This window comes from Acinetobacter sp. 789_lipA, assembly GCF_058242845.1.
In genome coordinates this window covers 2,753,989-2,776,744 of the sequence record NZ_JBZAYS010000001.1, presented here as the reverse complement: position 1 = coordinate 2,776,744, position 22,756 = coordinate 2,753,989, and the positions used below count along the sequence as shown (strand labels likewise).

The 22,756-nt window shown below is 40.7% G+C and carries 21 protein-coding genes and 1 pseudogene; 9 read left to right on the top strand and 13 right to left on the bottom strand.

The window, feature by feature from the left end:
* Positions 1–136: 136 nt before the first annotated feature.
* The 5 genes and pseudogenes from AC4CUZ_RS13570 to prpC all read left to right on the top strand — a co-directional run bounded on the left by AC4CUZ_RS13570 (position 137) and on the right by prpC (position 5,710).
* A complete protein-coding gene (locus AC4CUZ_RS13570) occupies positions 137–1,069 on the top strand; it encodes an IS5 family transposase (protein WP_081405714.1) in 933 nt (310 codons plus the stop codon).
* Between the two features lie 22 nt (positions 1,070–1,091).
* On the top strand, positions 1,092–1,544 hold the full coding sequence (locus tag AC4CUZ_RS13565) for a helix-turn-helix transcriptional regulator (RefSeq protein ID WP_490747772.1): 453 nt from the start codon (positions 1,092–1,094) through the stop codon (positions 1,542–1,544).
* Between the two features lie 468 nt (positions 1,545–2,012).
* Positions 2,013–3,644, top strand: a pseudogene (locus tag AC4CUZ_RS13560) (long-chain-fatty-acid--CoA ligase).
* Positions 3,645–3,686: 42 nt separating this feature from the next.
* Positions 3,687–4,571, top strand: a complete 885-nt coding sequence (gene prpB, locus AC4CUZ_RS13555; protein ID WP_004696708.1) for a methylisocitrate lyase — start codon at positions 3,687–3,689, stop codon at positions 4,569–4,571.
* Between the two features lie 2 nt (positions 4,572–4,573).
* The gene (gene prpC, locus AC4CUZ_RS13550; protein ID WP_004696709.1) at positions 4,574–5,710 is read left to right on the top strand and encodes a bifunctional 2-methylcitrate synthase/citrate synthase; all 1,137 of its coding nucleotides are present in this window, start codon (positions 4,574–4,576) and stop codon (positions 5,708–5,710) included.
* A gap of 349 nt (positions 5,711–6,059) precedes the next feature.
* Here the strand turns inward: prpC and AC4CUZ_RS13545 are convergent, their stop codons facing one another.
* The 3 genes from AC4CUZ_RS13545 to AC4CUZ_RS13535 form a co-directional block, all read right to left on the bottom strand.
* Entirely contained in the window at positions 6,060–6,686 is a 627-nt protein-coding gene (locus AC4CUZ_RS13545; RefSeq protein ID WP_490747771.1) for an aminotransferase, read from the bottom strand.
* A gap of 78 nt (positions 6,687–6,764) precedes the next feature.
* Positions 6,765–7,247, bottom strand: coding sequence for a CinA family protein (locus AC4CUZ_RS13540; RefSeq protein WP_348958646.1), 483 nt, complete (start codon positions 7,245–7,247; stop codon positions 6,765–6,767).
* A 44-nt stretch (positions 7,248–7,291) separates the two neighbouring features.
* Positions 7,292–7,942, bottom strand: a complete 651-nt coding sequence (locus tag AC4CUZ_RS13535) for an A1S_1983 family putative colistin resistance protein (RefSeq protein WP_490747770.1) — start codon at positions 7,940–7,942, stop codon at positions 7,292–7,294.
* Between the two features lie 101 nt (positions 7,943–8,043).
* Here AC4CUZ_RS13535 and ispF point away from each other — a divergent pair, with 101 nt between their 5' ends.
* Positions 8,044–8,532: a 2-C-methyl-D-erythritol 2,4-cyclodiphosphate synthase gene (gene ispF, locus AC4CUZ_RS13530; RefSeq protein ID WP_004979990.1), complete on the top strand. Its 489-nt coding sequence runs from the start codon at positions 8,044–8,046 to the stop codon at positions 8,530–8,532.
* Here ispF and AC4CUZ_RS13525 read toward each other — a convergent pair.
* From AC4CUZ_RS13525 to AC4CUZ_RS13510, 4 genes are all read right to left on the bottom strand, one after another.
* Positions 8,520–9,044, bottom strand: coding sequence for a protein tyrosine phosphatase family protein (locus tag AC4CUZ_RS13525; protein WP_490747769.1), 525 nt, complete (start codon positions 9,042–9,044; stop codon positions 8,520–8,522). The genes ispF and AC4CUZ_RS13525 overlap by 13 nt on opposite strands.
* Before the next feature lie 56 nt (positions 9,045–9,100).
* Positions 9,101–10,192, bottom strand: coding sequence for a 3-deoxy-7-phosphoheptulonate synthase (locus AC4CUZ_RS13520; protein ID WP_004693350.1), 1,092 nt, complete (start codon positions 10,190–10,192; stop codon positions 9,101–9,103).
* Positions 10,193–10,331: 139 nt separating this feature from the next.
* A complete protein-coding gene (locus tag AC4CUZ_RS13515) occupies positions 10,332–11,228 on the bottom strand; it encodes a sulfite exporter TauE/SafE family protein (RefSeq protein ID WP_490747768.1) in 897 nt (298 codons plus the stop codon).
* A gap of 219 nt (positions 11,229–11,447) precedes the next feature.
* Positions 11,448–11,642, bottom strand: a complete 195-nt coding sequence (locus AC4CUZ_RS13510; RefSeq protein ID WP_490747767.1) for a hypothetical protein — start codon at positions 11,640–11,642, stop codon at positions 11,448–11,450.
* A gap of 34 nt (positions 11,643–11,676) precedes the next feature.
* Here AC4CUZ_RS13510 and AC4CUZ_RS13505 point away from each other — a divergent pair, with 34 nt between their 5' ends.
* Positions 11,677–11,898: a hypothetical protein gene (locus AC4CUZ_RS13505; RefSeq protein WP_490747766.1), complete on the top strand. Its 222-nt coding sequence runs from the start codon at positions 11,677–11,679 to the stop codon at positions 11,896–11,898.
* A 217-nt stretch (positions 11,899–12,115) separates the two neighbouring features.
* Here the strand turns inward: AC4CUZ_RS13505 and AC4CUZ_RS13500 are convergent, their stop codons facing one another.
* From AC4CUZ_RS13500 to AC4CUZ_RS13485, 4 genes are all read right to left on the bottom strand, one after another.
* Positions 12,116–12,412 (bottom strand): hypothetical protein, encoded by a 297-nt coding sequence (locus AC4CUZ_RS13500; RefSeq protein ID WP_490747765.1) that lies wholly within the window; start codon positions 12,410–12,412, stop codon positions 12,116–12,118.
* The gene (locus tag AC4CUZ_RS13495; RefSeq protein WP_490747764.1) at positions 12,409–13,968 is read right to left on the bottom strand and encodes a PepSY-associated TM helix domain-containing protein; all 1,560 of its coding nucleotides are present in this window, start codon (positions 13,966–13,968) and stop codon (positions 12,409–12,411) included. The genes AC4CUZ_RS13500 and AC4CUZ_RS13495 overlap by 4 nt, the downstream gene beginning before the upstream one ends.
* Before the next feature lie 3 nt (positions 13,969–13,971).
* On the bottom strand, positions 13,972–14,250 hold the full coding sequence (locus AC4CUZ_RS13490) for a hypothetical protein (RefSeq protein WP_490747763.1): 279 nt from the start codon (positions 14,248–14,250) through the stop codon (positions 13,972–13,974).
* A 75-nt stretch (positions 14,251–14,325) separates the two neighbouring features.
* Positions 14,326–16,470: a TonB-dependent siderophore receptor gene (locus AC4CUZ_RS13485; RefSeq protein ID WP_490747762.1), complete on the bottom strand. Its 2,145-nt coding sequence runs from the start codon at positions 16,468–16,470 to the stop codon at positions 14,326–14,328.
* 245 nt (positions 16,471–16,715) lie between these two features.
* On the opposite strand from AC4CUZ_RS13485, the gene lpxB reads away from it, so the two are divergent.
* Positions 16,716–17,888 carry a lipid-A-disaccharide synthase gene (lpxB, locus tag AC4CUZ_RS13480; protein ID WP_490747761.1) on the top strand — a complete coding sequence of 391 codons (1,173 nt, stop codon included), beginning with the start codon at positions 16,716–16,718 and terminating at the stop codon, positions 17,886–17,888.
* A gap of 69 nt (positions 17,889–17,957) precedes the next feature.
* On the opposite strand, the gene AC4CUZ_RS13475 is transcribed toward lpxB, so the two are convergent.
* Both AC4CUZ_RS13475 and AC4CUZ_RS13470 read right to left on the bottom strand, forming a co-directional pair.
* Positions 17,958–20,162, bottom strand: coding sequence for an OsmC domain/YcaO domain-containing protein (locus AC4CUZ_RS13475; RefSeq protein WP_490747760.1), 2,205 nt, complete (start codon positions 20,160–20,162; stop codon positions 17,958–17,960).
* A gap of 283 nt (positions 20,163–20,445) precedes the next feature.
* Entirely contained in the window at positions 20,446–21,378 is a 933-nt protein-coding gene (locus AC4CUZ_RS13470; protein ID WP_490747759.1) for a helix-turn-helix transcriptional regulator, read from the bottom strand.
* Between the two features lie 169 nt (positions 21,379–21,547).
* Between AC4CUZ_RS13470 and AC4CUZ_RS13465 the strand changes: the two genes are divergently transcribed.
* Positions 21,548–22,744, top strand: coding sequence for an alkane 1-monooxygenase (locus AC4CUZ_RS13465; protein WP_010326608.1), 1,197 nt, complete (start codon positions 21,548–21,550; stop codon positions 22,742–22,744).
* Positions 22,745–22,756: the final 12 nt, after the last annotated feature.

Genomic DNA, 22,756 nt, shown 5'->3' with positions numbered 1-22,756 from the left:
GATTATACCCATCTACCAATAAGTGTAAAAAACAAATGAAATCATGATTCCACAGGCAAGTCTTAAAAGATTAATGCAGATAGGCTTTGTTGCACAAACCTATCTGTAAAGGCTTTTTCAGCGATATAATTTTCAAATGAAGAAGCCTACACACAAAATCTACCGCACAACCAATTGGCCCGCATATAACCGAGCACTCATGAGTCGCGGAAATATTGCCATTTGGTTTGATCCTGCTACGCAATGGTATGCGCCATCAAAAGGCAAACAAGGGCGAAATCAAACCTACTCCGACGCAGCCATCCAATGCTGCTTAATGATTAAATCCTTATTTCGTCTGTCTTTACGTATGGTCACTGGCTTTGTGCAAAGTCTGATTAAACTTTGCGGATTAAATTGGATAGCTCCAGATTACACCACGCTTTGTAGAAGACAAAAGCATATTGATATTGTAATCAGCTACCAAAAAAGTAGCGATGGGCTGCATCTACTCATGGACTCTACAGGCATGAAGTTTCTAGGTGAGGGCGAATGGAAACGCAAGAAACATGGACCTGAATATCGTCGCCAATGGCGTAAACTTCATATTGGTATAGATGCTAAAACCCTACAAATACGAGCAGTTCAGCTTACAACCAATAATGTCAGTGATTCACAGGTGCTTGGTGATTTACTTAATCAGATTCCACAAGATGAGCGGATTGACTCTGTTTATACCGATGGAGCTTATGACACCAAGCAATGCCGTCAGGTCATTGCAGATCGGCAAGGGCATGCGGTGATTCCACCTAGAAAAAATGCGAAACCATGGAAAGATACAAAGAGTAGCTCGCTAGAGCGAAATGAATTACTTCGAACAATTAAACGTTTAGGCAGGACACTATGGAAAAAATGGTCAGGCTATCATCGGCGAAGTTTGGTTGAAACTAAGATGCATTGCATCAAATTATTAGGAGATAAACTCAGTGCAAGGAGTTTTGATAGCCAAGTGAATGAGATCCATGCACGTGTAGCAGTCCTTAACAGATTTACGGAATTAGGTCGACCACTTACCCAAGTTACGCCTTAAATTTGGCTCAATTAGGGGCGCTTTGCATTTCCAATCTTTGTGCAACAAAGCCTTTCCGCAGGAACAGCTCGATCAAAAAAGAGCAGGGCATGATCGTCAGTTAGATCAATTTTTGCGTCAGCATTTGTCTGAGCTGCAAAGCCACGATCGTGTCGATCTGATAGGTCAGATTTGTAAAATTATTGAGGAATTATTGCCGCATCGAAGTTGTAATGTCGAACGTGTAGCTGAATATTTCTCGATTCACCGTTTTACTTTGTATCGTTATTTGAATAAACATCAGACCAGTTTTGAAGCCTTGCTTGAAGCCACGCGCAAGAAAATTGCAGCGGAGTTACTCAAAAACAAAAAACTTATGATTATAGAAGTGGCCAATCAAGTAGGTTATGACGATCAAGCCAATTTCACCCGCGCATTTAAGCGTTGGTATGGCATCACGCCCGGGCGTTGGAGACGGATGAATCTGCATGCTTAAAGTGTGCAGATTAAGCTTCATTTTTATTTCTTAAAATATGCGTTCGGCATTTGATGGGTGCTTAAAATCATTCCATCTGTCCACATTTGCACTATCTCCTTAAATTCCTCATAAGACGTCTTTTCTTGAATTCTCTAGAGTGTACCTCTATTCCAGCTTGACCTTGCTCAGCGTGTTTTTTTATTCAAGTTTTAAAAAATCATATGAAATCAGGTGCATGTTCCACAGATTCGTTTTGACTTAATTATCACTTTTTATAATATTGAATATTTGTATAAATAATTAATTAAAACAATAAATTAGAAGATTTAAGTTTTTTGTGCATAAGTGACCAAATGACTAAATAACACAACGAAATGACAAAATGAAGATCGGAAAAGACAGTATTTTAACAAACAAATGACCAAGACCGATCATATGCGGATCTTAAACAATAAGTCTAAAAAGATTTTAAAAAGGAAGTTTCTGATGATTGGAAATATGATGTTTCAACCTTTGTTGATTAGCAGCCTGATTGAACATGCCGCTCGTTATCATGCAGATACAGCCATTATCTCTAAAAATACTGATGGGTCGATGCTGCATACAGACTGGGGACAAATTGCTAAAAACTCAAAGCGTTTTGCCAATGTATTGCAGTCGTTTGGCTTTGCAGTCAGCGACCGTGTGGCCACCATTGCATGGAATAATCATCGTCACTTAGAAACATGGTATGGCATATCAGGCAGTGGGTTGGTTTGTCACACCATTAACCCACGACTTTTTCCTGAGCAGCTCAGCTATATTATTAACGATGCGAATGATAAGGCACTGATTTTTGATAAAACGTTTCTAAATCTAGTATTGTCAATTAAATCATTCATTCCCTATGTAGAGCATTTTATCTGCCTCGATGCTTATGATGAAGACATTCAAAAAGCTTTACCTGAAGTGCTGTTTTATGATGAGTTAATCGCACAGCAAAGTGAACATTTTGAGTGGCCTGAACTGGATGAAACTAAAGCCAGTTCACTGTGTTATACCTCGGGTACGACTGGGAATCCTAAAGGGGTTTTATACAGTCATCGTTCAAGTATTTTACATAGTTACGCAACCTGTTTACCCGATTAATTTAATTTTTCAGCGCAAGATTGCATTTTACCTGTTGTTCCCATGTTCCATGTCAACGCATGGGGCACGCCATATGCAGCGGCAATGGTTGGTTGCAGTATGGTGCTACCGGGGCCGATGTTAGATGGAGCAAGCTTGGTTCAGCTGATTGATCAATACAAAGTGACGACAGCTTTAGGTGTACCGACCATTTGGCAAGGGCTGCTTACAGCAGCGAAGCAATCTGGCAGCAAACTCGACAGCTTAAAACGCAATGTGGTCGGCGGCGCGGCTTGCCCACCGTCAATGCTGAAAACATTTAAAGATGATTTTCAGTGTGAAACTATTCATGCATGGGGCATGACGGAAACCAGCCCTCTGGGTGTGGTGAATCAACTCAAGTCTAAACATTTGCAGTTGGATGACTCGGCGCAATCGAGCTTACGTTACGCACAAGGCCGGCCACCGTTTGGGGTCAGCATTCGAATTTGTGATGCTGAAAAGGGCAGTACTGAATTGGCTACTGATGGACAAACTACAGGACATTTGCAAATTAAAGGGCACTGGATTGTAGATTCTTATTTCGATCAATTTAGCAATGCACTCACCGCAGATGGCTGGTTCGATACGGGTGATATGGCAACTATTGATTCAGATGGCTATATGGTCATCAGTGACCGTTCTAAAGATTTGATCAAATCAGGCGGAGAGTGGATTTCCTCGGTTGAGCTGGAAAATATTGCCATCGCACATCCTGAAATTGACATGGTGGCAGTTATTGCCGCGACCCATCCAAAATGGGATGAAAGACCTATTCTCATTGCTAAAAAGACCGCAGTCAGTCAGGTGTCTGAAGCTGAACTCTTAGATTATTACACGGGCAAAATTGCAAAATGGCAAATTCCTGATCGCGTGGTTTTTGTCGATAGTATTCCTGTCGGTGGTACAGGCAAAGTCCTGAAAAAAGATTTACGAGCGACCTATGGCTCAATTTTACTTGCCGTGGAATAAACAACATTTCGCATTCATTCATAACGCTTCAAGGAACGGACGATGACAGAACAAAGATCTGCAGGCTTAAGATTTAGACAAGCACTGGAAGTGGAAAAACCATTACAAATTATCGGTACAGTCAATGCTTATGCAGCAATGATGGCGAAACAGGTGGGCTACAAGGCCATCTACCTTTCGGGTGCTGGTGTAGCCAACTACTCTTATGGATTGCCTGACTTAGGCATGACCAGTCTGGATAATGTTTTGGAAGATGTACGTCGCATTACCGAACGTGTAGACACCCCGTTACTGGTCGATATCGACACGGGTTGGGGTGGGGCATTTAACATTGCCCGCACTGTGAAACAAATGATTGCCGCAGGCGCAGCCGCAGTGCACATCGAAGACCAAGTAGCACAAAAACGCTGTGGCCACCGCCCCAACAAAGAAATCGTCACCCAACAAGAAATGGTCGACCGCGTAAAAGCCGCAGTTGATGCCAAAACCGATGCAAACTTTGTGGTGATGGCACGTACCGATGCCCTACAAAAAGAAGGCCTACAAGCGGTAATTGATCGTGCCTGTGCTTGTGTAGAAGCCGGTGCTGATGCGATCTTTGCTGAAGCAATGACTGACATTACCATGTACAAAACCGTCTGTGATGCAGTCGGTGTTCCAGTACTGGCGAACATTACCGAATTTGGCGATACCCCATACTACACCAAAGAACAACTGGCAGAACAAGGCATCTCGATGGTGCTGTACCCACTGTCACCGACCCGTGCCATGCAAAAGGCAGCACTGGAAGTCATGCATGCCATTCGCAATGACGGTACCCAAGTCAACGTCCTCGACAAAATGCAACAGCGCAAAGAACTCTACGAATTTCTCGATTACCACACCTTTGAAAACACATTAGACAAGCTGTTTAAACAGGAGAATTAAAAATGGCTGAAGGAAAAGTCCTCACAGGCGCAGGATTGCGCGGACAAGTCGCAGGAAAGACAGCACTCTCAACTGTAGGTAAAAGCGGAGCAGGTCTAACCTACCGTGGTTATGACGTACAAGACCTCGCTGAAAACTGCCAGTTTGAAGAAGTGGCCTACCTGATCTTCTTTGGTGAACTACCAACAGCAGCACAACTCACCGCTTACAAGGCTAAACTTAAATCACTGCGCCAACTGCCACAAGCACTCAAAGAAGTATTAGAGCGTATCCCTGCGGATTCACACCCAATGGATGTGATGCGTACAGGTGTATCGATGCTAGGTAACCTAGAAACAGAACAATCCTTTGCAGAACAGCAAGATGTTGCAGACCGCATTCTCGCAACGCTTCCAGCGATCATTTGCTACTGGTACCGTTTTAGCCATGATGGCGTACGCATTGAAGAAAACACCGATGACGATTCAATCGGTGCTCAGTTCCTACACCTGCTGCGTGGTGAAAAGCCAAATGAATTGCATGAACAAGTGATGAATGTATCACTGATCCTCTATGCAGAGCATGAATTCAACGCATCGACCTTCACCGCACGTGTATGCGCATCAACCTTATCCGATATGCATTCATGCATCACGGGTGCAATTGGTTCACTACGTGGTCCATTACACGGTGGAGCAAACGAAGCAGCGATGGAAATGATTGAAAACTGGACGTCACCTGAAGAAGCTGAGCGAGAAATGCTGGGCAAATTGGAACGTAAAGAAAAGATCATGGGCTTTGGACATGCAATCTACAAAGACAACGACCCACGTAACGGCATCATTAAAATTTGGTCAGAGCGCTTAGCGAAAGATGTTGGTGATACCGTTCTTTATCCAGTTTCAGTACGTTGTGAAGAAGTGATGTGGCGTGAGAAGAAATTATTCTGTAATGCAGACTTCTTCCATGCATCGGCATACCACTTCATGGATATTGCGACCAAGTTATTCACCCCAATCTTCGTGATGAGCCGTGTGACAGGTTGGGCTGCGCATGTGATGGAACAACGTGCGGACAACCGTATTATTCGCCCAAGTGCGGACTATACGGGGCCTGAACTGCGTAAGGTAGTGCCAATTGAAGAACGTTCAGCGGCTTAAATTGAAAAATGTGTAATAAAGCCTCTTCGGAGTAATGCCAGTCAGTTAAGGGTTTTAGAAATAAAGCCCTTAGCTTTTTAGTTATGCACGAGGGAGTCTTATATTTTTAAATCATATACTTGGAGCTCATCTATTACTTTGGATAAGCCCAAAGTAATCAAAAGCATTTGTCTTCCGCAAAACTCGCCAAATTCCTTTTATTGATTAATTAATCGCAGAAAACTTACTTTTTAAAAATAGTTTTGCCTCGAACAGTTGCGGATGACGTTTCCGTGTATCGAATAACATCATGAATTTTAAAAAAAGCCAGGCAACTTCTTAACTGACTGGCTTTCCCTCTTCTGAGGTTTTATTTTTTAGGCATCAATAAAACAGGATCTTCAATGTTATAACCTGTTTCAAAAGGAATTCCGAGATATTGAACAGTTACCAGCACTTTTTGTTGATTAGGAACTTTATAACTTTGAGAAATGCGCAGCCCATTTTTATAGTCCACCGCCTTGTGTACGGGACTTTTCAAATTGTTGTATTTCACTTGATATTGATAGCTAAACTTCGGGATGTCGACTTTAGGATCATACCAAGAAGCTTCTTTTGAAGCCTTTTTACTGATGACTTGAATTTTAACCTGTTTGGGTGGAATTGGTGTTAAAGCTTTGAGTCGTTTTTTTATTTTTGCAATGTCATGGTCAAACTTTTGACTGTCTTGATCATAGTCAATTTTTTGAGTTTTTGGATTGATATATAAAGATTTCACTTCAATCAGTTTGGAGGGTGTTTTGCTGTTAAGTTGATAATAATACAATCGTGGTAAACGACCACGACCATCTAAATAATGTCGCATCACATAAATTTTTTGATCAGCTTGGTCAAGACCTAAAACTTCAATATTTTGTGGTCCCCCTACAGTTGCAAAACTGTGGCTTGAAAAAAATAAGGTGCTGAAAAGTAGAGGATGGATTATTTTCATCATCATGAAGCGCTTCACATTTTTATTGATTATGGTTCAGTTTAAGGGTTTTAAATGTAGAAAAATTAAATTTAGTGTAAAGATTTAAGCATTTTGAATACGTTGAATGACCATTTGAGCTACGTTTTTCGTAAGCTGATCAAGTCGCTCGAGCGCACTGCCTAGCAGTAAATAATGGTAAGTACTTAAACTGTTTTGATAATGAATGGCAATATAAAAGGTGCCTTCTGGTTTTTCAGGCGTCGCACTTCCACCAGGTTTGAGCAACCCTGTACAGGAGACAATAATATCGGCATGACGAAATAGTCGATGCCCGTGAAGTGCCATAGCTTCAGTGACTTCAATTGACTCCGCTGTATATTGCTGAATAAGTGCAGGATCAATCTTTAAAATTTCACATTTGATACTGGGGTCATAACTCACCAGTCCACCGAGTAAAATGTCAGCTCCGCTATGCTTATAAATCGAAAATTGACTGGATAGATAACCTGAACTGGCACTTTCGATAAAGGCAATGGTCAATTTTTTCTGTTCTAGGAGGTTGCAGCATTGCTTGAGTACTTGCACCACTTTAGCCTCCCGATGTCCATTATTTTGATCTGTTTGACAGCTTAGTCATAAACACGGTACACACCAACAAAACGATTACATGCTTTACTTTCACTTTTTACTGAAAGAATGGCTTTTTGAAAGTTGAACTGGTAGTGACAGTTGTTTTCATTGTCCGTGATGTTTTGCTTTTGATCGGGTGTGGTATAGGCCAAAAATGAAATGGTTTGGGTTTCTATACGATTATTGGGACTACGATATGCAACACCTTCGATCTTAATTTTATCTTTAGACAGCTGATGCACTTGTAGGTGCACAGGTTGTTTAGCAATGGCCCCATGTTCAAACTTTAAATAGTGTTGCGTCAAACTTTGATTTAATGATGTGTAGAAGTTCAGATCATCAATTCGGAAGTCCATCTGCTGCTGATAGCATGCTAAGGATTTACACTGCTGTAGGCGGTTTAGCCATAGCTGATGGGTATCGACCAATAAACGCTGAGGCGCATCACTGATTAAAAAAGCAGTCATGGATTGCGTGTCTAATTTTTGTCGAATATCTTTGAATTGATCGCTACAGATCTTTTTAAGGCTAGATGAAGTCGGATCATCACAGTCAATGACTTGAGCATAACTAAAGCTGGTACAAAGACAACTTAGACACACTAAAATACTAAATTTTTTCATAAGTTTTATGTCGGTTTTCAACAGCATGATCGCTTATACTTTCACTATGTTGCGCTGCTTGTAACTATAGCGAAAGAGAAAGCGTGAATACAAGATTTCAATCATTTATTTCTTAAAGGAAACTGAGCATGGTTGCACATATTCGAATTGGACAGGGACTTGATGTACATGCTTTTGAAGAGGGTGAATTTGTCACACTGGCAGGTATTCAAATTCCACATACACACGGCTTAAAAGCACATTCAGATGGTGATGTGGTTTTGCATGCTTTAACAGATGCATTATTGGGTGCGTTGGCTTTAGGGGATATTGGTCAGCATTTTCCCGATACCGATCCTCGCTTTAAAGGAGCAGACAGTCGAGTATTACTCAAACATGTCTATCAGCTCATTCTAGATCGTGGTTATCAGTTAAATAATGCTGACATTACTGTGGCATGTGAACGTCCGAAGTTGGCACCGCATAATTTAGCGATGCGCCAAAGCATTGCAGACGTTCTTGATGTTGAAATCACACAGATTAGCATTAAAGCAACGACCACGGAAAAACTGGGTTTTACGGGTCGTCAGGAAGGTATTTTATCTACAGCAACAGTGCTGATTTCTCACGCAAAATGATCAGGATTGATCATAGCCAGCTTTAATTCTTGTGTTGCTTTACGACCTTGAAGTTGTAAGGCAACAGCATGCACCAAACCTGTCCATGTGTCATTGGGTTCCCAAATTTGATGCATGGCTTCATGTGCGGTTGGCATATCGATATTCATATAATATTGACGATATAAATACATCAAACTACTGACGCGATAATTTTCTGAACAATGGACCCAAATGGTTTGTTCTTGCACCAAATGATCAATCATATCTAAGACCAATAAGCACTGATCATCAGACGGTGTATCCCATGAAATAGGCACATGTAGATAGTTCAACCCGAGCTCTAAACAGATTTGATCTTCATTGGCTAAATAGTTATTGCTATTACTGAGCGCAAGATTGATGACCGTGTTTACACCATACTCTTTAATTTGCTGTAATTGCTCAGCAGTCGGTTGTCCAGAAGTAAACAAATGCTCGTGGATAAATTGAAAGTTAAGTGTTTGGCTTAAGTGTGTTTCAATAGCGTTCATAATTATTTCTTAATCTTAGAATGAAAAACGCCATCCGAAGATGGCGTTTTAAAAACTTAACGGTTCGGTAAAACGTCTTTGAGTGCTTCGTGCATCTCTAGTAATACCTTTTCTGTGGTATCCCAGTCAATACAACCATCGGTTACTGACTTGCCGTATTCAAGATCGCATAGGTTTTCAGGAATTTCCTGACGACCACCTTTCAGGTGACTTTCAACCATAATGCCGATAATAGATTTATTTCCATCAATAATTTGTTCGGTAATATTTTTAAGAACAAGTGGTTGAAGGAACGGGTCTTTGTTCGAGTTTGCATGACTGGTGTCAATCATGATTTTGGTGCTGACTTTCGCTTTAGCCAAAGCTGCTTCTGCTTCTGCTACAGAACCAGCATCGTAGTTTGGCTTGCCATTACCACCACGAAGTACCACGTGTGCATACGGGTTACCTGAAGTACGAATCACAGAGACTTGGCCTTGGTTGTTTAGACCCAAGAAGTGGTGACCATGTTTGACCGACTGCATGGCATTGGTTGCAACAGTTAAGCCACCATCTGTACCGTTTTTGAAACCTACGGGTGAAGAAAGACCAGAAGACATTTCACGGTGCGTTTGGCTTTCAGTGGTACGTGCACCAATCGCTGACCAAGAGATTAAGTCTTGGTAGTACTGTGGTGAGTTTGGATCAAGGGCTTCGGTCGCGCATGGTAAGCCTTTTTCATTTAACTCAACCAAAAGTTTACGACCAATGCGTAAACCTTTTTCAATGTTGAATGAGTCATTCATGTCTGGGTCATTGATCAGACCTTTCCAACCCACAGTGGTGCGTGGCTTTTCAAAATAAACACGCATTACGACATAGATTGAGTCTTTAATTTTATCGCTTAAAACTTTTAAACGGTCTGCGTATTCGTGAGCAGCAACTGGGTCATGAATTGAACATGGGCCAATCACCACAAAAATGCGTTTGTCTTTACCATCTAAAATATTGCGAATCGTTTCACGACCGTGAAGTACAGTTTGATATGCAGACTCAGTGAGAGGCAATTCAGTTTTTAATTCCGCTGGGGTAACTAGCGGATGAATGCTTTGTAAATTCACGTCATCGATGTCGTTTTGGGTAATAGAGTTTGACTGTAGAGTATTCATTGCCGTCACTGGTTCGATCGTATTAAGTTGCTTTATAAGCTGAATATAACACGGTTTAGCTGATAAAAGGTTATAAAAAAGTCGAATGAATCTTTGAAAAAAAAGTGATGAATCTTAGGTTTATTTTAAATCAGAATGCCTATACTAAGGCATTCTTAACTGTTGAAATTTGAACAACTTGAGCCGTTTCGGCAGGCTTCACAGGTTTCGCTTTGATCGGATTCAACATGAAGTTCACACCCAGCGCGAACAGGGTAATACCCAACACTTTACGGATGATCTTTTCAGGAAGGCGTGAACTAATCAGTGTTCCAATAATAATTGCTGGAATAGAACCGACCAATAACCACATAAGGAGGTGGAAGTCCACGTTGCCTGAAGTCATATGACCCATACCTGCAACGAAAGTAAGTAGTACTGCATGCACAACATCAGAACCAATAATACGAATCATTGGTAGGTTGGGAAACATAATGACCAAAGCCATGATTCCGAAAGCACCTGCACCAACTGATGATAGTGTCACGAAGACCCCAAGAACCACACCCATCATCACAATGTACTTACGTTTATTGCTGGTTTGAAGCTGAACTTTTTCTAAGTCTTCAGTCATGTCAGGGAGTTCATCTTTACGTAATTTGTTGAAAAAATTTTCAATTTGATTACGGAAGACAATTGATAAACCTGTAATGGTCAACATGAAGCCTAAAACCATGGTGAGCACGGCTTTGTAGTGGGTAGACTGGCTCAAATAGTTGTCGAGTACCCAGTGCGTTGCAAAGGAAGCAGGAATACTGCCAATTGCAAGCCAAAGCACAATCGGCCACACAATATTTAGTTTTTTGGCATGTACAAATGAACCACAAAATTTTGAAATTGCGGCATAGAGCAAGTCAGTACCAATGGCAATGTGCGGTTCAATTCTGAAAAGGCTAATGAGGATCGGCGTCATTAAAGAACCGCCACCCACACCAGTAATTCCCACACAAAAACCGACTAAAACACCTGCGAGAATAAATTCGAGTGGACCAAACATTGTTATATGCCAAAATATCAAAAAACGTGCATATCTTATGACGTTTTCATATAAGTCGTTGTCTTGATTGTTGATTTACTTATTCTAAAAAGAGATATAGGAGTTATTGTTTGAGCTGCAGCCGCGTTTTTATTTTCATGCCTACAATTATCAGTAACCACAATAGGTTAAAACCTATGAGTGTTCGTATAACATAAAGAGGGGCTAGCTGATGCTTTTTTATTGCTCAAAATCCGCCGCGGTCGAGCTATAGGTCATATGTAAGTGTTGAAGACGTGGATCTGCTAATGTAATCTGATGAATAAATGCCTCCTTTTTTGCATTTTTTAGGTTCCAAAAAATACGCTTCAAATAGTAAACCTCGACCTGCTTTGCTGTAAATCGGTGACGATTGATTACATAGTGTTTGAGCATATTCTCCCATCAATGCGCAATTTGCGATCCATAAATGATGCTGTTGTTTAAATTTCAAGGCGTTGATTCGTTCTTTACCGACTTCAACAGTGATTTCATTAAAGGTTTTACTTTGAATTGGAGTAGGGATCCAGCCGCTTGGGAAACAAATAAATACAAGCAAATTGAAAATGAAGGAAATAAAAAGCGTCCAGCCAAAATAATGCTTCGACCAACTGCAGAGCTATTGAAAGGGCATGATGATTTCTTGTTGTAACCAATCTAAAGCTGAACGCAATGTTTGTCCCGTGAAAAGGTGTATAAAAGTGCTTATTATTTAGCGTGTTATAACTAAAAAATCGCGGTGTTTCAACTTAAATGATTTTGATCACTCTTTAAAATTCTGTTGAGATGGTTCTGGCTCATATATTTACACACCTTTTTATTTGGCTCATGATCGAAATAAAAAGGCGTGTGAGTTGTAGAGTAAATACTTACTTAGATTGAGCTGTTCTTTTAGGTTTTAAGTCATTGATGCTTAAAATCAGTATAAAAAGTATCGGAGTTGCAAATACAAATAAACTGACACTTCCCACACCGCGGCCCGTGAATTGAATCAATAAAATTAATGTCGCGGCCAGTACACCAAAAGCCAGATATCGGCAGATTTGATAATGTTCTGCACACTTGGCCCAACGTGACTTTTGAGTTTTTGGACGTTGCTTATCGCTCACCAGAAATAATACATAGCACGCGAAAGTGATGAGAAGTCCTGCAATCAAGTAGATCATGAATTGGGCTCCTGAACTGCAGTATTGGCATATTTTTTCTGAATTTTTTGTACTGCTTTTTGTTGAATGGGCTGGATTTTTTGATGTAAGAAAATAGCCAATATCGCAAGGATGGAGATCATAAGATCAACTCGCAAGAATAACCAATATTCATTCAAGTTATGCACATATTGGTGGCTGATTAAATAGTAAAGATTGAAAATAGGCAAAGATACAGTCAGTAAAATGAAGACCTTCAGTTGAGTGTTCCAAAGGTGTTGCTGTGGAGTGAGCAGTGCAATGACTAAACTGAGTAACCAAGTGCCGAAAAATGCGTAGATTTCGTAGTTGGGTTGACCTGCTTCTAACTGAAGTAAACGGTTTGCACAAAGATAACTGAGCATGGCAATCGGCAAGCCAATGATGGCAGCCGTATTTAGGCGGTTAACCACATAATGTCCAAAGTGGAAACTTTGTTTCTTATTTTGTAGCTGACGTTTTAAGCTCCAGAGTAAAAGTCCAGACGCGATCATGGCACAGCCTAAAAGCCCTGAGAAAAATAACGCAAAGCGTAATAGGGGCTGCGCAAAGTGTGCCATATGTAAACCATAGACTCCATTATTGAGCGTGGCAATTGCACTATTATTTCGAGTGTCTCCGAGCAGGACACCAGATTTGCCGTTAAAGCTGAGTTGGGCTTGGTTTCGCGTGATGCTTCGGTCAGCTGACTCAATCAAGTTCACCTGAGCGATATTGGTATTGGGGTGTTTGACCGTAATATTGTCAATTTCTGTTTTACCCCAACGCTGCCCAGATTGTTGTATGAAGTATTCAATTGGATGCATCGTAGCAGGTGCCGGTTTATCATCAGAGCTGATGCTAATATTTCTAATTTCATCAAAATATTGGAACGGTTGCTCTGGATAAAGTCTCTTCATGCCATTGGGAAGAATGAGATAAAAGAAAATGGCTAAACCAGTGAATGTAATGGTCAGGAAAAAGGGCAAAGCAATGACAGAGGTGACATTGTGAAAGTCTAGATACGAGCGTTGCCCTTTGAAGGCTCTTAGGGTAAAGAATTCGGTGAATATTTTTTTGTGTGTGATGATGCCTGAAATGAGGATGATCAACATTAAGAAGGCAGCAATCGTGACTAAAAGTCTACCGATAAAATAGGGCACACCATACAGCTGATAGTGAAAGCCATAGAAAAACTCACCGCCTTGGGTTGCTGACAAGGTGACTTCTTTACCTGTGTTCGCATCCAAAGTCTTATTTTCGTAGCCACCATCGGCCTTTTGCCAGTAGATTTTATTAACAGGTGAACTAGGACTAGCTACGCCAATATACCAACTTTGCGCATCTGCGGCATTTTTTTGTAAGTATTGATATGCCGACTCCATCGCTGTGTCTTGTTTGACCTGCATGGTGGCAAATTGAGGTTGCATCCACAAATTTATTTCATGACGATAATAGGTCGCAGCACCTGTTAAAAATATGGCAAATAATAACCAACCCAGTGTTAGTCCAAGCCAAGAGTGTAGCCATGCCATTGACTGGCGAACAGATTTTTGCATGGTTTAACCTACGAACTTCAGCAATAGAAAAAAGCAAAGAGAAAGCGAAATGGTTGACGCAGTTAACTTTTTTAGGGATTGAATACAAAAGCTTAAAATGACAAAAATGATAAAGAAAATAAGAGATAGAAAAGCCGCTAAATAAATGGATTCTGCTTTAGCTAAGTGAGGGTAAAAACTGAGGGTAAGCAGTTCTGATAACATGAATGTACATAAATAGCCTAAGCCAAATGCGATCAAAAACCGATACAAGACGGATAGGGGATATTGAAATTTATGCATGACGAACCATTTAACCCAGAAAAAAGCGCCTCAGTTTCTGTGCTGTTAAATAACAGAAAACGAGGCGCTATTGAATCAATATTTGAATTTTACAGCAACACTATAGTTGGCAGGTGCACCATAAAATGCTTGACCATCAGGGAAGCTATATAAGTATTTTTCATCCGTGACGTTATTTGCATTCGCTTGAAGAGTAATATGTTTATTCAAATCATAACTTGCCATTAAGTTGACTAAAGCATAGGCATTTTGAGTAATTGTTCCGTCTACTGATGAATCATACAGTTTCGTCGAATCTTGCCATTGCAGTGCCGCCCCCACTTTTAGTTTTGGTAAAGCTGGAATGCTATATGTAGTTAAAAGATTGATGGTTTGGTTCGGGTTGTAAGTTCGAGCATCCCCACCATTTTTTAGGTCCTTTAAGCTAAATTGGGCATAACCAAAAGATATATTCAACTGATCGGTGAGCTGACCAGCTAAACCAACTTCAATGCCCTGGGAACGTAAATCACTGGTTTCCACTTTACGTGTAAGCGGATTGCCATCTGAGCTACGTAAAGGGTAGTTACTTTGTTCAGTTCTAAATACTGCAAAAGTACCCGTTAGCTTCTCATCTAGCCATGAACTTTTAATTCCCATTTCATAGCTTTCGCCTTCAACAGGTTTAAGTGCTTTATTAACTTCTGCGCCAGTTTGTGGGCGGAAAATAGAAGTGTAGCTTAAGTACCCTGTATATTCAGGGGTGAAATTATAAGTGATGCCCGCGTATGGGGAAACTTTACTTTCATCATAAGCCACAGATGAGCTATAACTTATTCCATCATTTTCAGCTTGAACATAATTTGCACCTAATAATATCTTTAGGTCATCATTGAGGTGTAATCGTGTTGCAGCATAGAAAGAGTTAATTTTTTGAGTATAGTTTGCAGCTTCATTGAACTCGGACCAAGTTATAGATTGGGGAGTCCAACTTGCCAAGTTTGTCGTTAATTGACGTAAGTAGCCAAGCGAATAATCATCTACAATATTACTATCATTAATATAGCCATTGGTTTGTTGATCATGCTGCTTACTGTGAATATAACTATATCCAATCGTGGCTTCATGATCTTGACCGAACAAAGCATATGTACCTTGTAAATTTAGATCTGCAAAATGTCTTTCTTGATTTTCTTTACCACCCCAAGCGGTAAGTGATACATCAGAGCCATCTTGATTTGGATAGCCATAATAATAAAGCAGCTTGCTATTGTGCTCAGTATTGGTGTAGTTGTAGCTGAATTTTGCTGCCCAATTTTCATTCAGCTTTTGCTTTAATTCTATGAATGCTTTTTGACTTTTATTATCCCAATATGCCCAATCAGGGTTTGGATTGTAATTGCGATCATATGACAGTTGATTGCCATCAGCATCTAATAATGGTAATGCTCCCCAATTATTTGCATTCGGTTTATTTTTTTCTTCACTATAGCCAACAGTAAGTAAAGTACTATCTGTCAGATCGGCTTCAAGAATGCCTGAAAATCCATTTTTCTCCGAAGAATATCGGTCTATATATGAATCTCCAGTTTGCTCATAACCCATTAAGCGACCACGAATACGTCCGTCTTGAGTGAGGGCACCTGATACATCTGCTTCATAACGTTGTGTATTCCAAGAGCCATAACTTACACCAGCATTTGCTTGAAAGTCTTGGGTTGGGCGTTTACGAATATAGTCGATTGTTGCACTTGGGTCGCCAAAAGCATTGGTCAGAGCATCTGCACCTTTAATGACTTCAACTCGATCATAAAAATATGTATTTGGATTGGTATTATTGTAATTATAATTACTCGATGGAAAACCGACGCCATCTGTCAATATATTGGAGATTTCAAAACCACGAGCCATATAAGTAGAACGTTCAGTCTCTTGGTTAGTAACCGTTACGCCGGGTGTATTACTTAAAACCTCACGAGTGCTATTTAGTGCGAAGTCATCCATTTGCTGGCGAGTCACGACATTTACAGTTTGTGGAGTTTCCTTCACGGTCAGATTTAGTTTTGCTGCACTCGATGAATTTTTTAGGATATAAGCTTTACTTTTTTCAGCTTGATCATCACTTGCTTGTACGGTAATGGTTGCTAAGTTTTGCGTGTCTTGTGCAAAAGTATACTGAGCGCTAAGAATAGCTAAACTAATGATAGAGAGCTTAAAGCCGCGAGAGGAGATGTTGAGCATTAATAAATACTAATGAGAATAATTATTAATAAGTTTATTGTTTGTTTGTGTGCTTTACAAGTTATTTACAATTGAAAAAATAAATCAAAAATTATCTTTGATTGAGGCGATATGAAGTGGTTAAGAGTTCATGAAGGCCATTGATGTAAGTTGACGGCACTTTATCATTGTTGCTTAAACATACCCACGCCAAACTAAAAGACGCTATGTTATGATGCATGGGTTGAAAAATAAGGAATAATGCTTTGCAAAATCGGAAACTTAAAATTGGAATCGTAGTGGGTGAAGTATCAGGTGATACTTTAGGTGCTAAACTTATTCGCAGTTTTCGTGAGCAAGGAATTGATGCAGAATTTGAGGGTATTGGTGGCCCGCAAATGATTGCAGAGGGTTTCAAGAGCTTTTATCCGATGGATATTTTGTCTGTCATGGGGCTAGTTGAGGTTCTTAAAGACATTAAAAAGCTTTTTGCTGTGCGTGATGGACTGGTAGAGAAGTGGACAGCCCATCCTGTCGATGTATTTATTGGGATTGATGCGCCAGACTTTAATCTGCGCCTTTCAAAAAGTTTAAAGCAAAAACAACTGCCAATAAAAACCGTGCAGTATGTTAGTCCTTCCGTTTGGGCATGGCGTCAGGGACGGGTTCATGGTATCAAAGCTTCTATTGATTTGGTACTGTGTTTATTTCCGTTTGAAAAAGCATTTTATAAAAAATGGGATGTTCCTGCTGCGTTTGTAGGACACCCCTTGGCAAGCCAATTGCCTTTGGAAAACCCAATTTTACAAGCCAAAGAAGAACTGGGTTTAGATCTGACCCAAAAGCATATTGCCTTATTGCCCGGAAGTCGACGTGGTGAAATTGAAAAGCTCGGTCCACTGGTTTTAGATGCTGCAAAATTGCTCTACGCCAAATATCCAAACTATCGCTTTGTGATACCGGCTATCAACGATGCGCGTAAGCAACAAATCGGAGCTTTGCTTAACCAGTATCCAAAAGCATTGGTCGATCAAATTGACTTGCTTGAAAACTCAGGCACCGAGTCGAAGATTGGGCGCCAAGTTATGAATGCAGCCAATATTGTGGCTTTAGCATCAGGTACAGCAACTTTAGAAGCCATGCTGTTACACCGTCCAATGGTGACCTTTTATAAGTTGAACTGGCTCACCTACCATGTGGTGAAATTCTTGATCAAGATTCAATATTATTCATTGCCGAATATTATTGCAGGCAAGAAAGTGATACAAGAATTAATTCAAAAAGATGCAACACCTGAGAAATTGGCGGCTGAAATTGAAAAATTAATGAATATTGAAACCGCACAGATTCAAGCCATGCAGCACATTACCATGCATAAACAGTTACTTGTAGGAAATAGTGAAAACCCTGTTGAGGCGATTTTAAATATTTTAGATTAATTTTCTTTAAGACATCGTGATAGTGCAGTGAGAAACAACCCAAACGTATTTGGGTTGTTTCTTTTTATTTTAAGGTTTTAGTCCAACAGCTTTGGCGCGTGCAGCGTGTAACTTTTTATAACTGTCGATTAAACGTAAGTGACGGTCTAAACCTTCAAGCTTCATACTGGTTTCTGTTAAACCATAGAAACGTATGCGACCTTCAACTGTGCCTATTACAGCATCCATACGTTCATCACCGAACATACGGCGGAAGTTGGCTTCATATTCTTCCAGTTCCATGTCGTCATCCAACATCACTTCGAGCACGACATTCATGCATTGGTAGAACAGACCACGTTCAACGGTATTGGTGTTGTATTGTAAGAATGCTTCAACCAAGTCTTTTGCTTCCTCAAACTGCTCTAATGCAAGATAGATGAGTAGTTTGAGTTCAAGCAGAGTCAATTGACCCCATTCGGTATTGTCATCAAATTCAATCCCGATCAAAGTCTTGATTTCAGTATAGTCGTCTAGCTCACATTCTTCTAAACGTTCAACCAGCGCTTCGAGCTGTTCGTCGTCTAAACGGTGTAAGTTGAGGATGTCTTCACGGTAAAGCAGTGCTTTGTTGGTGTTATCCCAAACCAAGTCTTCAACCAAGTAGATTTCTGAGTAACCTGGTACCAAGATACGGCACGCTGTTGCACCTAAATGTTGGTAAATGGCCATATAAACTTCTTTGCCCATATTTTCCAAAATACCGAACAGTTCATCAGCTTCATCTGCATTTGAGTTTTGGCCTTGATTGGTAAAGTCCCACTCGACAAAGTCATAGTCCGATTTGGCACTAAAGAAGCGCCATGACACCACACCACTTGAGTCAATGAAGTGTTCAACAAAGTTATTGGGTTCGGTGACCGCATTTGAGCTAAATGTTGGGCGAGGTAAGTCGTTCAGACCTTCAAAACTACGACCTTGTAGTAGCTCAGTTAAGCTACGCTCAAGTGCAACTTCAAAGCTTGGGTGTGCACCGAAAGAGGCGAATACACCACCTGTACGTGGGTTCATTAACGTCACACACATTACAGGGTATTGACCGCCTAGAGAGGCATCTTTCACCAGTACAGGGAAACCTTGCTCTTCTAAACCTTGAATGCCTGCTAAAATGCTAGGGTATTTCGCTAAAACCTCTTGCGGTACATCTGGCAGGGTCAGTTCACCTTCCAAAATTTCACGTTTTACTGCACGCTCAAAAATTTCAGACAAACACTGTACTTGTGCTTCAGCTAAGGTATTTCCTGCACTCATCCCGTTACTAAGGTACAAGTTTTCAATTAAGTTCGATGGGAAGTAAACCACCTCAGCATCAGACTGGCGAACAAAAGGTAAAGAGCAAATACCGCGCTCAGTTTTCCCTGAATTGGTGTCGTATAAATGCGTACCTAACAGTTCTTCTTCAGGGTCATAAATTTCAAGGGTGTACTCATCCAGAACGCCTTCTGGCATTTCACCATTTGGACCTGGCATGAACCATTTTTCATCTGGATAATGCACAAACTCGGCATTGGCAATGTCTTCACCCCAGAAATGGTCATTATAGAAGAAGTTACAGTTCAGACGTTCAATGAACTCACCCAGCGCAGAAGCTAAAGCACTTTCTTTGCTTGAGCCTTTACCGTTAGTAAAACACATGGGCGATTGAGCATCACGAATATGTAAAGACCATACATTTGGCACAATGTTACGCCAAGAGGCAATCTCAATTTTCATGCCTAGACCAGCCAAAATACCCGACATATTGGCAATGGTTTCTTCTAAAGGCAGGTCTTTACCCGGAATAATCGTGCTGGTTTCAGAAGCAAGGCTTGGAATAAGTAGGGCTTGAGCATCAGCATCAATGCTTTCGACTTCTTCAATAATAAACTCAGGACCTGTTTGAATCACTTTCTTAACCGTACAACGGTCGATAGAGCGCAAAATACCTTGGCGATCTTTTTCTGAAATGTCCGCTGGGAGCTCAACTTGAATTTTGAAGATTTGTTTATAGCGGTTTTCAGGGTCAACAATGTTGTTTTGTGACAAACGAATGTTGTCGGTTGGAATGTCACGTGCCAAACAATACACTTTGACAAAGTAAGCCGCGCAAAGCGCAGAAGATGCTAAAAAATAGTCAAATGGACCGGGTGCAGAGCCATCACCTTTGTAGCGAATCGGTTGATCGGCAATGACTGTAAAATCGTCGAACTTCGCTTCTTGGCGAAGATTATCGAGATAATTAACCTTGATTTCCATGCTGGCACCTAAATTTTCTTATATGTCAGTATGGACATACAAGAGATAAAATATTGAAAAATAAGCCGAATCACGGATGAAAACTGGACTTAAAAAAAGTGTGGCTAGAGCGAAAAAGAACAAACAAGCAGTGGTTTGAAGCCATCTCTAGCAAGGATGCGGGATATTATAGTGTGATTTTCACAAGATGCTAATCTTTGTCTGCAAGTTCAGGGTATTTATCTCGACGGACAAAGACATAAGCTGAGAGAAGATTGCTATTAAACCATTACGGACGAGCATTTTAAGTTGGGTTTTGATTATTTCTATATTGGCTTGGGCTCAGTTGGTACTGTCGTTTAAAGCTTTGGCTAAAAGCCGTTTCAGAGTTATAACCCACCCGATGTGCAATTTGCTGAATAGTACCTTGTCCATTACGAAGGTATTGGGCAGCTAAACGCAGACGGTGTTGTTGCAAATAAGCCAAAGGGCTGATGCCTAAAATTTGGCTAAACAATGTGGCAAATTTAGACCGTGACATACAACACTGTTCTGCAAGGGACTCAACTGTCCAAGGCCGTGCAGGTTCCGCATGAATTTTTGCAAGTGCATTGGAGAGTTCAGGGTGAGACAAAGCACTCAGCCAATTGTTCGAGTCTTGCAGCGCATCAATATAATCACGTACACATTCAATTAATAAAATACTTACCAAATGATCCAAAATTTTGTCACGACCCGGGCGTATGCGTTGCACTTCTAGAGCGAGAAATTGCAGTCCAATTTGCAACCATTCAGGAACCGTGCTGAGATCTTTGTGCTGAAGGTGAATAAACGCGGGTAAGGCCTGTACTAAAGGACGCGCCATAATGGGGTCCATATGTGCATGTAAGGCCAAGATCACAGTTTTTTGTTGTGTCGCATCACTGCCAAAAGAGACTTCTTTGTGTTGGTTTTGGGCAAATGAGTCAGAAATATCGAATACTTCTAACAGTTGGTCGGTAGTTGAGGAGCGACACTCATGACTTGGCCCTGAAGGCAGTAAGATCAAGTCGCCCACTTCAGCAACAATAATTTGTTTAGCATCTAAACAAATAGTGAGTTGTCCTTGAAGTACCGCATAGGCCATCATGGTTGATTGTTCGGTATAGCGAAAAGCCCACTCACCATGCGGTTTAAGGTAGAGGTACTCAGATTGGTTGAGGTGTATATCTTCAAAAATTTTACTTAAAGCATCCATACTTTACGATTTCTAGTCTTTATATCTTAGGCTTAATATTTGATTTAGGGTCAATTTAAGTCATTTCAGGCCAAGGACGATTACGCTGTTTTCTTGGACGTTAGCAACTGTTCTTTATGTCCCATTTCTAGAAATATAAAGGCATAACAAGAAAATTGGAAGAATGGTAATGAATGCATCAGTGAAAATGACGAATGCTAGCGTGGTCGTCAAAAATGCAGCAGGGATCGATAAAAAGCGTTTTGGCTGGTTATTGAGTCCTGGGCTTCCTGTGATTGGCATGGGCATTTTAGCGGGCTATCATTTTGGCCCGAAACCCACCAAGAAAATCTTCGCTTTGGGTGGGCCGCTGTTACTGCATGTCATTATTCCTGCGGTAGATGGTCTGGTCGGTGCAGATGAAAATAATCCTTCGGATGATGAAATTAAGGTCTTGGTAAATGACCCGTACTATGACCGTATTGTGAAATTGTTCATTCCGCTACAAATGGCAGCCAATTTGTTTGCAGGTTATGTGGTGACTCGCCAAAATGTATCGATGCTCGACCAAATATTATTGGGTGTTTCCATGGGGGCAATTAATGGAGTAGCAGTAAATACAGCACATGAGCTGTGTCACCGTCCTAAAAAATCAGATCATTATTGGTCGCATATGACTTTAGCTCCGTTGGTCTACAACCATTTCCGCATTGAGCATCCTTATGGGCACCATAAACGTGCTGCAACGCCAGAAGATCCCGCTTCATCGAAAATGGGCGAGACTTTTTATGAGTTTTGGCCGCGTACCGTTTTCGGCGGGTTGAAGTCGGCTGTTGAAATTGAACATAAACGCCTAAAACGAAAAGGTCTGTCTTTCTTCTCCAAAGAAAATGAACTGTTTCATGGATGGGCGATGAGTGCTGGTTTTCATGCAGTCATGTTGAAATTGTTTGGTAAAAAAGTGACGCCATATCTGGTGACACAAGCATTTTATGGTGTGAGTCTGTTTGAAATTATTAATTATATTGAACACTATGGTTTAAAGCGTAGTCAAAAGGAAGATGGCAGCTATGCGCGAACCATGCCTGAACACAGCTGGAATAATAACAACATTGTGACTAACTTATTCTTATACCAGTTACAACGCCATTCAGATCATCATGCCTATCCAACCCGCCCATTTCAGGCCTTAAGACATTTTGATGAAGCCCCTGAGCTACCGAGTGGTTATGCCACGATGTTGATTCCAGCGTTAATTCCAAAGCTGTGGTTTAAAATGATGGATCAACGAGTGTTCGATCACTACGAAGGTGATTTGACCAAAGCCAATATTTTGCCAAAGCGCCGTGCTCAAATCTTTAAGAAATTTGGATTAAGTGCTGACTAAATTGTGATATTT

Bases quoted from the DNA above. Each gene is read 5' to 3' on its own strand.
- AC4CUZ_RS13570 (WP_081405714.1), top strand. From the start codon at position 137: ATGAAGAAGCCTACACACAAAATCTACCGCACAACCAATTGGCCCGCA.
- AC4CUZ_RS13485 (WP_490747762.1), bottom strand. From the start codon at position 16,470: ATGCTCAACATCTCCTCTCGCGGCTTTAAGCTCTCTATCATTAGTTTA.
- AC4CUZ_RS13510 (WP_490747767.1), bottom strand. From the start codon at position 11,642: ATGCTCAAACACTATGTAATCAATCGTCACCGATTTACAGCAAAGCAG.
- AC4CUZ_RS13520 (WP_004693350.1), bottom strand. From the start codon at position 10,192: ATGAATACTCTACAGTCAAACTCTATTACCCAAAACGACATCGATGAC.
- AC4CUZ_RS13495 (WP_490747764.1), bottom strand. From the start codon at position 13,968: ATGCAAAAATCTGTTCGCCAGTCAATGGCATGGCTACACTCTTGGCTT.
- AC4CUZ_RS13500 (WP_490747765.1), bottom strand. From the start codon at position 12,412: ATGATCTACTTGATTGCAGGACTTCTCATCACTTTCGCGTGCTATGTA.
- AC4CUZ_RS13505 (WP_490747766.1), top strand. From the start codon at position 11,677: ATGATGCTGTTGTTTAAATTTCAAGGCGTTGATTCGTTCTTTACCGAC.
- AC4CUZ_RS13490 (WP_490747763.1), bottom strand. From the start codon at position 14,250: ATGCATAAATTTCAATATCCCCTATCCGTCTTGTATCGGTTTTTGATC.
- AC4CUZ_RS13465 (WP_010326608.1), top strand. From the start codon at position 21,548: ATGAATGCATCAGTGAAAATGACGAATGCTAGCGTGGTCGTCAAAAAT.
- prpB (WP_004696708.1), top strand. From the start codon at position 3,687: ATGACAGAACAAAGATCTGCAGGCTTAAGATTTAGACAAGCACTGGAA.
- prpC (WP_004696709.1), top strand. From the start codon at position 4,574: ATGGCTGAAGGAAAAGTCCTCACAGGCGCAGGATTGCGCGGACAAGTC.
- AC4CUZ_RS13535 (WP_490747770.1), bottom strand. From the start codon at position 7,942: ATGCTGTTGAAAACCGACATAAAACTTATGAAAAAATTTAGTATTTTA.
- AC4CUZ_RS13545 (WP_490747771.1), bottom strand. From the start codon at position 6,686: ATGATGATGAAAATAATCCATCCTCTACTTTTCAGCACCTTATTTTTT.
- AC4CUZ_RS13525 (WP_490747769.1), bottom strand. From the start codon at position 9,044: ATGAACGCTATTGAAACACACTTAAGCCAAACACTTAACTTTCAATTT.
- AC4CUZ_RS13470 (WP_490747759.1), bottom strand. From the start codon at position 21,378: ATGGATGCTTTAAGTAAAATTTTTGAAGATATACACCTCAACCAATCT.
- AC4CUZ_RS13475 (WP_490747760.1), bottom strand. From the start codon at position 20,162: ATGGAAATCAAGGTTAATTATCTCGATAATCTTCGCCAAGAAGCGAAG.
- ispF (WP_004979990.1), top strand. From the start codon at position 8,044: ATGGTTGCACATATTCGAATTGGACAGGGACTTGATGTACATGCTTTT.
- AC4CUZ_RS13515 (WP_490747768.1), bottom strand. From the start codon at position 11,228: ATGTTTGGTCCACTCGAATTTATTCTCGCAGGTGTTTTAGTCGGTTTT.